9 protein-coding genes are annotated in these 14,085 nt (G+C 71.7%); 5 read left to right on the forward strand and 4 right to left on the reverse strand.

Annotated features, from left to right (window positions below; translation table 11 throughout):
* From ADK86_RS26715 to ADK86_RS26725, 3 genes are all read right to left on the reverse strand, one after another.
* A partial coding sequence (locus tag ADK86_RS26715; RefSeq protein WP_053698903.1) for a hypothetical protein occupies positions 1-774 on the reverse strand: 774 nt, incomplete at its 3' end.
* A gap of 204 nt (positions 775-978) precedes the next feature.
* A complete protein-coding gene (locus ADK86_RS26720; protein WP_053698947.1) occupies positions 979-2,145 on the reverse strand; it encodes a metallophosphoesterase in 1,167 nt (388 codons plus the stop codon).
* A 471-nt stretch (positions 2,146-2,616) separates the two neighbouring features.
* Positions 2,617-3,717 (reverse strand): LacI family DNA-binding transcriptional regulator, encoded by a 1,101-nt coding sequence (locus tag ADK86_RS26725; protein ID WP_030178622.1) that lies wholly within the window; start codon positions 3,715-3,717, stop codon positions 2,617-2,619.
* Positions 3,718-4,221: 504 nt separating this feature from the next.
* Here ADK86_RS26725 and hisC point away from each other — a divergent pair.
* The gene (hisC, locus tag ADK86_RS26730) at positions 4,222-5,301 is read left to right on the forward strand and encodes a histidinol-phosphate transaminase (RefSeq protein WP_053698948.1); all 1,080 of its coding nucleotides are present in this window, start codon (positions 4,222-4,224) and stop codon (positions 5,299-5,301) included.
* A 15-nt stretch (positions 5,302-5,316) separates the two neighbouring features.
* Here hisC and ADK86_RS26735 read toward each other — a convergent pair whose 3' ends face one another.
* Positions 5,317-5,691 (reverse strand): cyclophilin-like fold protein, encoded by a 375-nt coding sequence (locus ADK86_RS26735; RefSeq protein WP_053698904.1) that lies wholly within the window; start codon positions 5,689-5,691, stop codon positions 5,317-5,319.
* 228 nt (positions 5,692-5,919) lie between these two features.
* On the opposite strand from ADK86_RS26735, the gene ADK86_RS26740 reads away from it, so the two are divergent.
* From ADK86_RS26740 to ADK86_RS26755, 4 genes are all read left to right on the forward strand, one after another.
* Positions 5,920-7,428, forward strand: coding sequence for a cytochrome ubiquinol oxidase subunit I (locus ADK86_RS26740; protein WP_053698905.1), 1,509 nt, complete (start codon positions 5,920-5,922; stop codon positions 7,426-7,428).
* 9 nt (positions 7,429-7,437) lie between these two features.
* A complete protein-coding gene (gene cydB / locus ADK86_RS26745; RefSeq protein WP_053698906.1) occupies positions 7,438-8,439 on the forward strand; it encodes a cytochrome d ubiquinol oxidase subunit II in 1,002 nt (333 codons plus the stop codon).
* 71 nt (positions 8,440-8,510) lie between these two features.
* On the forward strand, positions 8,511-12,149 hold the full coding sequence (cydD, locus tag ADK86_RS26750) for a thiol reductant ABC exporter subunit CydD (protein ID WP_053698907.1): 3,639 nt from the start codon (positions 8,511-8,513) through the stop codon (positions 12,147-12,149).
* Positions 12,150-12,399: 250 nt separating this feature from the next.
* Positions 12,400-14,079 carry a GAF domain-containing sensor histidine kinase gene (locus ADK86_RS26755; protein WP_053698949.1) on the forward strand — a complete coding sequence of 560 codons (1,680 nt, stop codon included), beginning with the start codon at positions 12,400-12,402 and terminating at the stop codon, positions 14,077-14,079.
* Positions 14,080-14,085 lie beyond the last annotated feature (6 nt).

The raw sequence follows: 14,085 nt of genomic DNA on the forward strand, positions 1-14,085 counted from the left end.
GATACGGCTGCCGCCGTCGACGCCGCGGCGCGGTACGTACGGGGCCGTGTCGCGGCCGTTGACGGTCGCCGGGTCGGTCAGGGCCTCGCGCAGGAACGGCAGTATGCCGCGCTCCAGGAGGGCCTGCCGCCAGGCGTCCCGGGCGGCGTCCACCTCCCTGGCGCGGCCACCCCGGCCGTCCCCGCGTGGTGCGCGCAGGGAGGTCGAGCCGTTGCGCCAGGCCGCGTGGACCAGACTCGCCATGGCGATCAGGGCGCCCGCCGCGGTGAGCGCCGCGAAGACCCAGCCCACGCTGATCATCGGCTGGGCGGCGGCCGGATCGGTCCCGATCGTCCGCAGGACGTACCCGATGATCAGGAAGAGCAGGGCGGCGATCCCCGCCAGTACCGGCGCGAGGACCGCGAGCATCGCGGCCAGCCCGGCACCGGCGGATTCCGCCGCCTCGCCGACGGAGGTGGCGAGGTCCATCCCCGTGGAGCCCGCCGTTGTGCCTTTCTCCTCGCGGCCTTCCACGCCGCCGGCGTCCGGTGCGGGTTCCGGAGCGTGCAGCTCGTCGCGGAGCCGTACGTAGTGTCGGTATTCGGCCGTCGCGCATGCGGCGATGGCGGACGTGGCGCTGAGCGCCATGGTGCGCAACTGCTCGGTGTTGAGGTGCTTGCCCGCCGCGGAGACCATTTCCGGTCGGTATTCCGCGGTGCGCAGCGCCTCGTCGAGGAGCCGCGCGAATTCCGCGCGGTCCTCGCTCAGCAGGTGCGGAGCGCTGTTCATGTGCATCCCCCGATGCTCCGTAGGGCCGTACAGGCCGGCGTGGGCCGGGCAGTGGGCGGAAACGGAGGAGAGCCTGCTACGGATAGACCGATGGTAGAGCGCCTCCGGCACGGGGTGACAGGGTGTTTGCGGAAATAGGGACCGCTCCTGTCCAGCTCGGACCCCGCTGCGCCACTTCCCTACCTGCCGCTACCCCTGCCCGGATAACGGTCAGCCAGTCAGGGGAAGTTGTACGACCAGTAGTTTTCCGGCCATGGTGACCCCGCCGTCCATGGCGATGGCCAGTCCGTCGGCGTAGACGTGCGGTCCTTCGACGGCGACGCCCTCACCTTCGTCGTCCTCGCCGCCGACCTCGCCGAGGAGGTACGGGATCGGGCTGTGGCCGTGCACCACGCGCTCGCCGCCGTAGGTGTCGAGGAGTTCGCGTACGGCCATCGGGCCCGCGTCCTCGTCCCGGAAGGCGAACCGCTTGGTGAACTTGCGGAACAGGTCCCAGACCTCGTCGGCGTCGCTGCGCGTGAGGACGTCGTGGACGGTGTCGTTGACGTCCTCGATGGAGTCGCCGTACTCCAGGTAGGCGGTGGTGTCGGAGTGCACGAGCAGGTGCCCGTCCTCCTCCATCACGGCGTCCAGGCGGGCCATCCACTGCAGGTGGTGGTCCTGGAGACGGTCCATGTCGCTCTTCTGGCCGCCGTTGAGGAGCCAGGCGGCCTGGAAGGACGCGGTGCCGGCGCCGGACTGCACCGGGGTGTCGCCGAACCGCTTGGCGCCCAGCAGCAGCAGCTCGTGGTTGCCCATCAGGGCCTTGCAGTAGCCGCCGGCTGCCGCGGCCTCGGCGGACAGCTGCATGACGAGGTCGATGACGCCGATGCCGTCCGGGCCGCGGTCGGTGAAGTCGCCGAGGAACCACAGGCGGGCGTTGCCCGCGGCCCACTGGCCGTCGGCGTCGATGAGTCCTTCGGCGGCGAGCGCCTCGCGCAGCTCGTCGTAGTAGCCGTGCACGTCACCGACGACGTACAGCGGGCCGCCGCCCTCCTTGTGCTGCTCGGCCGGTGCGGCCGACTCGGGGACGGCCGTCAGGTCGACGGTCGGGCGGTCGATGAGGGTGTCCGTACGGGTGACGGGCGGCAGGTCCGTACGGCCCGTCGCCTGTCCGTGCCCGGCCGGGGCGCCGGCGCCGATCACCGGGAGGGAGCGCTCGGTGGGCGTGTACTCGGGCGGCATGCCGTGCGGCGCTTCGGGCGCGGCCAGCGGCATCCCCGGGAGAGGAGGGACCGCGGGCGCCGGGGGGACCGGCGGGGCAGGCGGTTGTGCCGGAGCCGGAGGTTGTGCCGGCATGGTCCGCACCATGGGTCCCACACTGGCCCCCTGAGTCATCGACCCCTCCACCGTCGCGCCGCCGTGCACCTCGCGGACCTTGCCTGGTCGACGGCGGTCCGTGGTGTCGTGCGCCCATCATAGGAATGCCGCTCGCGGCTTGTGACGCACCCGGGGGTGGTCAATCGCTCGACACCCGGTGTTCGCTGCCGATTCCTCCGGGTTCCTGCCGATTTTATCCCGGTCGGCGGAGCGTCCGGCCGGTGGTACGACACGGCGAAGTGGCCGGGCAACGCGCCGGAGCGGCGCGTGGGGCGGGGTGGGGGCGCGTGGGGTGGCGCAAGGTGGGCGCGCCGCCTCCGTATGTCTCAGGGGCGCGGCAGGTGGCGGTACGCCGGTGCGTCGGGATGATGATCATCGGCCGGGAACCGGACCGGCCATCGGTCGGGCACGGTTTCGCCCGCGGCACACAAACCTCCGGCCGTACGGACACGGTGATCGCGTCCGCACGGCCGCTCGAACGTGTGACGGTCAAGCCCCGGAGGGCCCCCGCGGCGGGCTGACGGTCGTACGTGTGGACCTGCGCTGGGACGAGGTCCGCACGATCAGATCCGTCGGTATCACCTGCTCGACCGGCCGTCCGCTGTCCAGCCCTTCGATGGCGTCGATGAGGAGCTGGACGACGGCGGTGCCGATCCGGCGCGGTTTGAGGGAGAGCGTGGTGATCGGCGGCTCGGTCGTCGCGTAGACCGTGGACTCGCTGCAGCAGACCAGCAGCAGGTCCTCGGGGACGCGCAGCCCGTAGCGTCTGGCCGCCGCGAGCAGGTCGGTGCCGTTCGGGTCGAAGAGGCCGTACACCGCGTCCGGGCGGTCCGGGCGGGCCAGCAGCCGGTCGGCGGCCACCGCGCCCGCGCACGGGTCGTGGGCGGGGTAGGACTCGTACACCGGGTCCTGCCCGACCCGCTCGCACCAGCGCAGGTACGCGGTGGTGGAGAGCCGGGTGTAGGTGTCGGTGGTGGTGCCGGTGAGCAGGCCGATCCGGCGGGCGCCGGCGTCGGCGAGGTGGTCGAGGAGGCCCAGGACGGCCGCCTCGTGGTCGTTGTCCACCCAGCCCATCACGGGGAGGGTGCCGCCAGGGCGGCCGTCGGATACGACGGGGATGCCGTGCCGGACGAGTTCCGTGACGACGGGATCGCCGTCGGCCGGATCGATGACGACGGTGCCGTCCAGGGCGACGTTCGACCAGACGTCGTGGCGGGAGGTCGCGGGCAGGATGACGAGTGCGTAGCCGCGGGCGAGCGCCGCCGAGGTGGCGGCTCTGGCCATTTCCGCGAAGTACGCGAATTCGGTGAAGGTGAAAGGTTCATCCCCGTACGTGGTGACGGTCAGGCCGATGAGTCCTGACTTGCCGGTACGGAGCGTGCGGGCGGCGGCGGAAGGGCGGTAGCCCAACCGGTCGGCCACCTCGCGGACGTGGCGACGGGTGGCATCCGGAAGCCGGCCCTTGCCGTTGAGCGCGTCGGAGACAGTCGTGATGGATACCCCGGCTGCGGCGGCCACGTCCCGGATGCCTGCCCGCCCAAGCCGGCGACCGGTAGACCGGCTCACCTGGTGCTTCCCTGCTGCTGTCATGGCGAGCCGATAGTAGGGCTCGGGCGGTCCTTTCGCGGGGCGGTGCGTACAGGAGTGGAAAGGCACGTTTCTGCATGGCGTTGTGGTCCGAATGCCCTGGGAAACGAAGGGGTTTGGCCTGATCTGCCAGTTCCTGGTTGAGCATCGTCGGGAGTCCCCTGCCGATTGGTCCAGGTCTCGAAGAGGTCTCAAGTCACCTTCACGAGGGATGCGCGCCACGGCGCGAGCCACCGGCGCGTAACGCAGGGAGGAGCGCTCCCCAAGGACCCGGAGGGCCGGGCTCGGGGGCGGGATGATCTTCCGGCGGGTGCGGTACGGGATCACGAAGGCGGCCGGCTCGTGCCACCGCACGCCCCGCCCGGGGACCGGCCCGCGCCACCGGCCCGCCGCCCCTCCCGCCCGGTATCTCCCCTTCCGTATCGGACAGGGCCTACGCCTGGCGGGTCAATCCTCATAAGGTGTGCAGTATTGGCGACGGACGGCATGGTCGAGGAGGAACCTGCGGTGAGCGAGAAGAGCCCGAAGCTGCGCGCTGCGCTGGACGGCATCCCCACCTACAAGCCCGGCAAGCCAGCTGCGACGGGCGGTCCCGTCACGTACAAGCTGTCCTCGAACGAGAACCCCTATCCGCCGCTGCCCGGCGTCCTGGAGAGCGCGGTGGCAGCCGCCGGGGCCTTCAACCGTTACCCGGACATGGCCTGTACGAGCCTGATGGCGGAGCTGTCGGAGCACTTCTCGGTGCCCGTCGAGCACCTGGCGACGGGCACCGGCTCGGTGGGTGTGGCCCAGCAGCTGGTGCAGTCGACGGCCGGGCCCGGGGACGAAGTGATCTTCGCGTGGCGGTCCTTCGAGGCGTACCCGATCGTCACCCAGGTCGCCGGTGCCACCTCCGTGCAGGTCCCGCTGACCTCCGGTGAGGTGCACGACCTGGACGCCATGTACGCGGCGATAACCGACCGCACCCGGCTGATCTTCGTCTGCAACCCCAACAACCCCACCGGTACCATCGTGCGCCGGGCGGAGCTGGAGGCGTTCCTCGACCGGGTGCCGAGCGACATCCTGATCGTCCTGGACGAGGCGTACCAGGAGTTCATCCGCGACGCGGACGTGCCGAACGGCCTGGACCTGTACCGGGACCGCCCCAACGTCTGCGTGCTGCGGACCTTCTCCAAGGCGTACGGGCTCGCCGGCCTGCGGATCGGCTTCGCGGTGGCCCGCGAGCCGGTGGCGGCGGCGCTGCGCAAGACGGCCGTGCCGTTCGGCGTGAGCCAGCTCGCGCAGGAAGCGGCGATCGCGTCGCTGCGCAGCGAGGGCGCGCTGATGGAGCGGGTCGACGCGCTGGTCACGGAGCGGGCCCGGGTCTGCGAGGCGCTGACCGCGCAGGGCTGGACGGTCCCCGAGACGCACGCGAACTTCGTCTGGCTGCGGCTGGGCGACCGTACGCTCGACTTCGCGGCGGCGTGCGAGAAGGCGGGCGTGGTCGTACGGCCCTTCCCGGGCGAAGGGGTGCGCGTGACGATCGGCGAGACGGCGGCGATGGACATGTTCCTCCAGGCGGCCGAGCGGTTCCGCAAGGAGCTGTGACCTGATCGGTCGCGATCACGCGCGTTCGACACGCAGGGGATCGCCGTCCCGCACCGTGTCCAGCGCGCGCGGGTCGCCGTCGAGGCGGCCGAGCACGTTGCAGGGGGAGGCCAGGCGGGACTCCGTCCCCCTCGATATGGGTGTGGGGCCGTAGGGCAGAGCCAGCGCGCTGCCCTCGGTCCAGAAGGCGACGGTGCCGGGTTCGACGACCTGTTGGGCGCCGTCCTCCAGGGCGAGGGTGAGCCCGGTGTCGAAGTAGACCTCTTCGCCCCAGGTACGGGCGGTCGCGACCAGGGGCAGGGCGGCGGCGAGAGCCGTGGCGGACGGGGTCTCGCCGAGGGTGGCAGTCAGCTGTCCGGCCGGCCATGACAGACGGATGCGGATGTCCATGGCGCCGAATTCAACAACTTGTTGAGGCGTGCGGGAAGGGGTCCCGCACGCCTTTTCCCTGCGTGACCGTAGTCACGCACCCCCAGTCAAGAATCGAAACAAGCCATGGGTGATAATTGCTTGTGAATGTGAACGCGTTCACAAGCGTCCCTTATGTCCCGCTTCTATCGGGGCAAACGGGGCGGAACAGCCGTAGTCAGCACACGGCGACGTAAGGAGAGACTCGACGTGGACCTGGCGTTGGCGCCAGAGACTCTGGCGCGATGGCAATTCGGCATCACGACCGTCTACCACTTCCTGTTCGTCCCCCTGACGATCTCCCTTGCCGCCCTGGTGGCCGGACTGGAGACCGCCTGGGTACGGACGGGCAAGGAGAAGTACCTCAAGGCCACCAAGTTCTGGGGCAAGCTCTTCCTGATCAACATCGCGATGGGTGTCGTCACCGGCATCGTCCAGGAGTTCCAGTTCGGCATGAACTGGTCCGACTACTCGCGGTTCGTCGGTGACGTCTTCGGCGCTCCGCTCGCGTTCGAAGCGCTCATCGCCTTCTTCTTCGAATCCACCTTCATCGGACTGTGGATCTTCGGCTGGGACAAGCTGCCGAAAAAGATCCACTGCTTCTGCATGTGGATGGTCTCGATCGGCACGATCCTGTCGGCGTACTTCATCCTCGCCGCCAACTCCTGGATGCAGCACCCGGTCGGCTACAAGTACAACGCCGCCACCGGCCGTGCCGAGCTGACCGACTTCTGGAAGGTGCTGACCCAGGACACCACGCTCGTCGTCGTCTTCCACACGCTGACCGCCGCCTTCCTGACCGGCGCCGCGTTCATGGTCGGCATCGCCGCGTACCACCTGATGCGCAAGAAGCACGTCAAGGTGATGCGCACCTCGCTGCGGCTCGGCCTGATCACCCTGGTGATCGCCGGCGCGCTCACCGCGCTCAGCGGTGATCAGCTCGGCAAGGTCATGTTCCGGCAGCAGCCGATGAAGATGGCCGCCGCCGAGGCCCTGTGGGACAAGGAGGCCCCCGCCCCGTTCTCCGTCTTCGCCTACGGGGACGTGGACAAGGGCCACAACAAGGTCGCCGTCGAGATCCCCGGCCTGCTGTCCTTCCTCGCCCACGACGACTTCTCCTCGCCGGTCCCCGGCATCAACGACGTCAACAAGTCCGAGCAGCAGAAGTACGGGCCCGGCGACTACCGGCCCAACATCCCCGTCGCCTACTGGGGCTTCCGCTGGATGATCGGCTTCGGCATGGCCTCGTTCGCCATCGGCCTGGCCGGGCTCTGGCTCACCCGCAAGAAGTTCTGGCTCGCGCCGGGACTGCGGACGGGCGACGAGGAACCACCCAACCTGGCGCTGACCAAGAACAAGGTGCTCGGTGTACGGCTGAGCAAGGCGTACTGGTCGCTGGCCTTCGTCACCCTCGGCTTCCCGCTCATCGCCAACTCCTGGGGCTGGATCTTCACCGAGATGGGCCGCCAGCCGTGGGTCGTCTACGGCGTGCTGAAGACCTCCTCGGCGGTCTCCCCCGGCGTCTCGCAGGGCGAGGTGCTCACGTCGATGACCGTCTTCACGCTGCTGTACGCGATCCTCGCGGTCATCGAGGTCCGCCTGCTGGTCAAGTACGTCAAGGCCGGGCCGCCGGAGCTGACGGACGACGACCTCAACCCGCCCACCAAGATCGGCGGCGACCACACGGACGCCGACCGGCCGATGGCCTTCTCGTACTAGGAGGCGACCGTGGAACTCCATGACATCTGGTTCATCCTCATCGCCGTGCTGTGGACCGGGTACTTCTTCCTCGAAGGCTTCGACTTCGGCATCGGCGTCCTGACCAAGCTGCTCGCCCGGGACCGGCGCGAGCGGCGGGTCCTGATCAACACGATCGGCCCGGTCTGGGACGGCAACGAGGTGTGGCTGCTCAGCGCGGGCGGCGCCACCTTCGCCGCCTTCCCCGAGTGGTACGCCACCCTCTTCTCCGGCTTCTACCTGCCGCTGCTGCTCATCCTGGTCTGCCTGATCGTGCGCGGCGTCGCCTTCGAGTACCGCGTCAAGCGGGACGAGGAGCGCTGGCAGCGCAACTGGGAGCACGCGATCTTCTGGTGCTCGCTGCTGCCCGCGTTCCTGTGGGGCGTGGCCTTCGGCAACATCGTGCGCGGTGTGCAGATCGACGCGCACAAGGAGTACGTGGGCAGCGTCCTGGACCTGCTGAACCCGTACGCCCTGCTCGGCGGCCTGGTCACGCTCAGCCTGTTCACCTTCCACGGCGCGGTGTTCGCCTCGCTCAAGACGCTGGGCGACATCCGGGAGCGGGCCCGTCGCACGGCCACCGTGCTCGGCCTGATCACCGCGGTGCTCGCGGTCGGCTTCCTGGGCTGGACGCAGCTCGACAAGGGCGACACCAGCAGCCTGGTCGCGATGATCGTCGCGGTGCTGGCGCTGGTCGCGGGGCTGGTGATGAACCGGCTCGGGCGTGAGGGCTGGTCGTTCGCGTTCTCCGGCGTCACCATCGTGGCCGCGGTCGCGATGCTGTTCCTGACGCTCTTCCCGAACGTGATGCCCTCCTCGCTGAACGACAGCTGGAGCCTCACGGTCTCCAACGCCTCGTCCAGCGCGTACACGTTGAAGATCATGACGTGGTGTGCCGGTATCGCCACCCCGGTCGTCCTGCTGTACCAGGGCTGGACGTACTGGGTCTTCCGCAAGCGCATCGGTACGCAGCACATCGCCGACGCCCACTAGGGCGGCTCCACCCGGTGGGGCCCCGGATGGGGCCCCACTGATCAACTTCCGTCGAGGAAGGGTTGTTTCACGTGAAACCGGTCGACCCGCGCCTGCTCCGCTACGCCCGTGCCACCCGTTTCTTCCTCGCCGCGGTCGTGCTGCTCGGCCTGGCCGGCGCCGGTCTGGTCATCGGCCAGGCCATGCTCATCGCCGAAGTCGTCGTCGGCGCCTTCCAACGCGATCTCGGTCTTGGTGACCTGAGCACACCGGTGCTGCTGCTCGCGCTGGTCTCCGTCGGCCGGGGCCTGGTGTCCTGGCTGACGGAGCTGGCCGCGCACCGGGCGAGCGCGGCGGTCAAGTCCGAACTGCGGACGCGGCTGCTGACGCGGGCGGCCGCCGATCTCGGTCCCGGGTGGCTGAGCACCCAGCGTTCCGGCGAGCTGACCACCCTCGCCACCCGCGGCATCGACGCCCTCGACGACTACTTCGCGCGCTATCTGCCGCAGTTGGGCCTGGCGGTCGTCGTGCCCGTCGCGGTGCTGGCGCGCATCGTCACCGGCGACTGGATCTCGGCCGCGACGATCGTCGTGACGCTGCCGCTGATCCCGCTGTTCATGGTCCTGATCGGCTGGGCCACGCAGAACCGCATGGAGCGCCAGTGGCAGCTGCTGGCGCGGCTGTCGGGCCACTTCCTGGACGTCGTCGCCGGGCTGCCGACGCTCAAGGTCTTCGGCCGGGCCAAGGCCCAGGCGGCGTCCATCCGCGCCATCACCGGCGCCTACCGCCGGGCCACGCTGCGCACCCTGCGGATCGCCTTCCTGTCCTCCTTCGCCCTGGAACTGCTCGCCACGATCTCGGTCGCGCTCGTCGCCGTCGGCATCGGCATGCGGCTCGTCCACGGCAGCTTGGATCTCTACACGGGCCTGCTGGTGCTGATCCTGGCGCCCGAGGCGTACCTGCCGCTGCGGCAGGTCGGCGCGCAGTACCACGCCGCGGCGGAGGGCCTGGCAGCGGCCGAGGAGATCTTCGCGGTGCTGGAGACGCCGCAGCGCGCGACGGGGAACGCGCCGGCGCCCGACAGCACGGCGCTGTCCGTCGAGGACCTCGTCGTACGCCACCCGGGCCGGACCGAACCCTCGCTGCCCCGGACCTCGTTCGATGTCGCCCCGGGGGAGACGGTGGCCCTCGTCGGGCCCTCCGGCGCGGGCAAGACGACCTTGCTCAACGTCCTGCTCGGCTTCGCGGAGCCCGCCGCGGGCCGGGTACGGGTCGGCGGCCGGGACCTGGCGGGCATCGACCCGGAGGACTGGCGGCGGCGGATCGCCTGGGTGGCCCAGCGCCCGTACCTCTTCGCGGGCACCATCGCCGAGAACGTACGGCTGGCCCGCCCCGACGCCGACGACGCGGCCGTGCACGCCGCGCTCCGCGACGCCGGTGCCCTGGACTTCGTCTCCGCGCTGCCCGACGGAGCGGCGACCGTGCTCGGCGAGAGCGGCTCCGGCCTGTCGGCGGGCCAGCGCCAACGGCTGGCCCTGGCCCGCGCGTTCCTCGCCGACCGCCCGATTCTGCTGCTCGACGAGCCGACCGCGAACCTGGACGGCGAGACGGAGGCCGGCATCGTCGACGCGGTACGCCGCCTGGCGGCCGGGCGCACGGTGCTCCTGGTGGTCCACCGGCCGGCGCTGCTGGCGGTGGCGGACCGCGTGGTGCGACTGGCGCCCCCGGAGACCGAGGAGGGCACCGCCGTACCGGAAGCCGCCGCGCAGGCCGGGAGCGGCGGCGCGGAGACGGTACGGGCGGACGCCGTACGGGACGGTGCCTCCACAGCCCAACCGGTCGACGGACCGGGCACTGTACGGGACTCCGCTACCGCCGAACCGACCGAAGGCCCAGGCGCCGCACCCGACGAGGAGCCGGATGCCGTACTCGCCACCCGGGGCTCCGCGCTGACGCGGCTCCGGGGCCTGGCGCGGGCCCGTTGGGGCCGGCTCGGCCTGGCGTTGCTGCTGGGCAGCCTGGCGCTGGGCAGCGCCGTGGGCCTGATGGCCACGTCCGGCTGGCTGATCTCCCGCGCCGCGCAGCACCCGCCGGTGCTGTACCTGATGGTGGCGGTCACCGCGACCCGGGCCTTCGGCATCGGCCGGGCGGTGTTCCGGTACGCGGAGCGGCTGGTGGCGCACGACGCCGTGTTCCGGATGCTCGCGGACGTACGGGTGGCCGTCTTCCGGCGGCTGGAGCGGCTGGCGCCCGCCGGGCTGCGGGAGCGCAGCCGGGGCGACCTGCTGTCGCGGCTGGTGGCGGACGTGGACGCGGTGCAGGACTACTTCCTGCGGTGGCTGCTGCCGGTGGGGGCGGCCGTGGTGGTCGGGCTGGGCTCCGTCGGGTTCACCGCCTGGCTGCTGCCCGAGGCGGGTGCCGTTCTCGCGGCCGGGCTGCTGCTGGCGGGGGCCGGGGTGCCGGCGCTGTCCGCCGTACTGGCCCGCCGTGCCGAGCGGCAGCTCTCCCCCGCGCGGGGCGTGCTCTCCGCGCATGTCGTCGATCTGCTCACCGGGGCGGCCGAACTGACGGTGGCGGGCGCGCTCGGCTCCCGTATCGACCGGACCCGGCGGGCCGACCGCGATCTGACCCGGATCGCGTCCCGTTCGGCGGCCGCGGCCGGTGCCGGGGCCGGGCTGTCCGCGCTGCTGTGCGGGCTGACGGTGGCCGCGGCGGCCGTCGTCGGCGTCCAGGCCGTACACGCCGGGCGGCTGACGGGCGTGTGCCTGGCGGTCGTCGTCCTCGTCCCGCTCGCCGCGTTCGAGGCGGTCGCGGGGCTGCCGCTCGCCGTGCAGTACCGGCAGCGCACGCGCCGGGCGGCGGAGCGGGTCTTCGAGGTGCTGGACGCACCGGAGCCGGTCGGCGAACCGGCCGGTGCGACCGCAGCGGACGTACCGGAGACGCCGTTCCCGCTGGTCGTGTCAGACCTGACGGCCCGGTACCCCGGACAGCGCAAGCCCGCGCTGGACGGCGTCGGATTCACCCTGACCGCCGGGCGGCGCCTGGCCGTCGTCGGCCCGTCCGGCTCCGGGAAGACGACGCTCGCGCAGGTGCTGCTGCGCTTCCTGGACCGGGAGTCGGGCGCGTACACGCTCAACGGTGTGGACGCGGCGGCGGCCGACGGCGACGACGTACGGCGCAGGGTCGGGCTGTGCGCGCAGGACGCCCACATCTTCGACAGCTCCATACGGGAGAACCTGCGCCTCGCCCGTACCGGTGTGGACGAGGACGAGCTGTGGGCCGCGCTCGCGCAGGCCCGGCTGGACGGCTGGGTGCGGTCGCTGCCCGACGGGCTGGACGCGATGGTCGGCGAGCACGGCGCACGGCTCTCCGGCGGCCAGCGGCAGCGCCTCGCGCTGGCCCGCGCGCTGCTGGCCGACTTCCCCGTCCTGGTGCTGGACGAGCCCGCCGAACACCTCGACCTGGCCACGGCCGACGCGCTGACCGCGGATCTGCTGGCCGCCACCGAGGGCCGGACGACCGTGCTGATCACCCACCGGCTGGAGGGGCTGGCGGCGGTCGACGAGGTACTGGTCCTGGACGAGGGGAGGCCCGTCCAGCGCGGTACGTACGCGGAGCTGGCGGTGGCCGACGGCCCGTTCCGGCGGATGCTGGAGCGTGAGCGGGCGGTGGACGCGCGGTCGGCGGACGTGGCGGAGGACCGTTTGGCGGGCGCGGTGGCGGTCCGGTGAACGGCTGAAGAACGACGGGTGCGGGCGGCCGCTGCGTACCGTTGCGGCGGACGCCCGGACCGGGGTGACGTGGCAGCCCGGGGCGGTCCGGGGTGGACCGGTCCGGCGTCCGAATTGCCGTATTGGGGGCATTCTTCAGAAAAGCGCCCCTTAGGCTCGTGCCATGGCAGTCACGACAGGACCCTCAGACCCCATGGGCACCGGGGCCCGTACTGATTCCGACGGTACGGCCGCCTCCGGCACCGACCCCATGGAAGCGGCCACCGAGGCGACCCGCAGCCTCCAGGGCCTGTCGACCGAGCTGACCGCGCGCGTGCCGCAGCTGCTGGAGGCCATGCGTACCGTCGGCGCGGGCCTCGACCTGCACATCACGCTGGACCGGATCGTGGAGACCGCGGCCGAGCTGGCCGACGCCCGCTACGCCGCGATCGGGATCATCGACGAGTCGCGCGAGGGCCTGTCGGACTTCGTCACGTACGGGGTCGGCGCCGAGGACCGGGCGCGGATCGGCGCGCTGCCGGACGGGCACAAGGGCCTGCTCGGCGCGCTCATCCACGACCCGAAGGCGCTGCGGCTGGCTGATCTGACCCGGGACGTGCGGTCGGCGGGCTTTCCGCCGGGGCACCCGCCGATGCGGACGTTCCTCGGGGTGCCGATCCGCGTCCAGGGGGAGATCTTCGGCAATCTCTACCTGACCGAGAAGCGCGGCGGCGGCGAGTTCAGCGAGGGCGACCTGCACATGGTGCGGGTGCTCGCCACCGAGGCCGGCATCGCGATCGGCAACGCGCGGATGTACGCAGCGACCCGGCAGCGGGAACGGTGGATCGACGGGTCGGTGGCCGTGACCACCGCGCTGCTGGCCGGCAGCGACGTGGACGACGCGCTGGCGGTCGTCGCGGAACAGGCCCGCAAGCTCGCGGAGTCCGCGGCCGGAATCGTGCTGCTGCCCACGGACGACGGCGGGCTGGAGATCGTCGCGGCGTCGGCCGACGATCCGGCCGGTCTCGTCGGCACCCAGATGCCGCCCGAGAGCCCGGTGGCCGCGCAACTGCTCGCCGGAGAGCCGGTCTTCGTGGAGGACTCGGCGACCGATGACCGTATGGTCACGGACGTCGCGCCGCGCTTCGGCCCCAGCATGATGCTCCCGCTCAAGAGCGGCGGCCGGGTGCTGGGCACGCTCGCGACGCCGCGCGCCCGTGGGGCGCGGCCCTTCAGTGCCGCCGAACGCACGCTGGCCACCCAGTTCGCCGCCCAGGCCGCCCTGGCGCTCGTCCTGGCCGACGCGCAGCGCGACCGCGAGCGGCTGGCCGTCTACGAGGACCGCGACCGGATCGCCCGCGACCTGCACGACCTGGTCATCCAGCGGCTCTTCGCGACCGGGATGATGCTGGAGAGCGCCCAGCGCAGGGCGGTCGTGCCCGAGGTGCAGGAGGGCATCGGCAAGGCCGTCGACGAACTCGACGTCACCATCCAGGAGATCCGTACCGCGATCTTCGCGCTGCAACAGGGCCCGGCCGAGGCCCCGTCCGGCCTGCGGACCCGCGTCCTGCGCGAGATCGGCACGGCCGCCGTACCGCTCGGCTTCCAGCCGTCCGCGAGCTTCGTCGGCCCGGTGGACGCCCGCGTCGGCGAGCTGACCGGCAAGAACCTGATCGCCGCGCTCCGTGAGGCGCTGTCCAACGCCTTCCGGCACGCCGACGCCTCGCGCATCGAGGTCGTTGTCGACTCGACAGTCAAACTGCCGGACGGCCGCGACGGCGTACGGCTGACGGTCGCCGACGACGGCGTGGGCATCCCCGAGGGCGGCCGGCGCAGCGGTCTGCGCAACCTCGCGAAGCGGGCCGAGTCGCTGGGCGGCTCCAGTACGTACGGGCCGGGGCTGGGCGAGGACGGGGGCGGGACGATGGTGACGTGGGAAGCGCCGCTCTGAGGCGGC

This window comes from Streptomyces sp. NRRL F-5755 (assembly GCF_001279365.1).
GTDB classification, from domain to species: domain Bacteria; phylum Actinomycetota; class Actinomycetes; order Streptomycetales; family Streptomycetaceae; genus Streptomyces; species Streptomyces rimosus.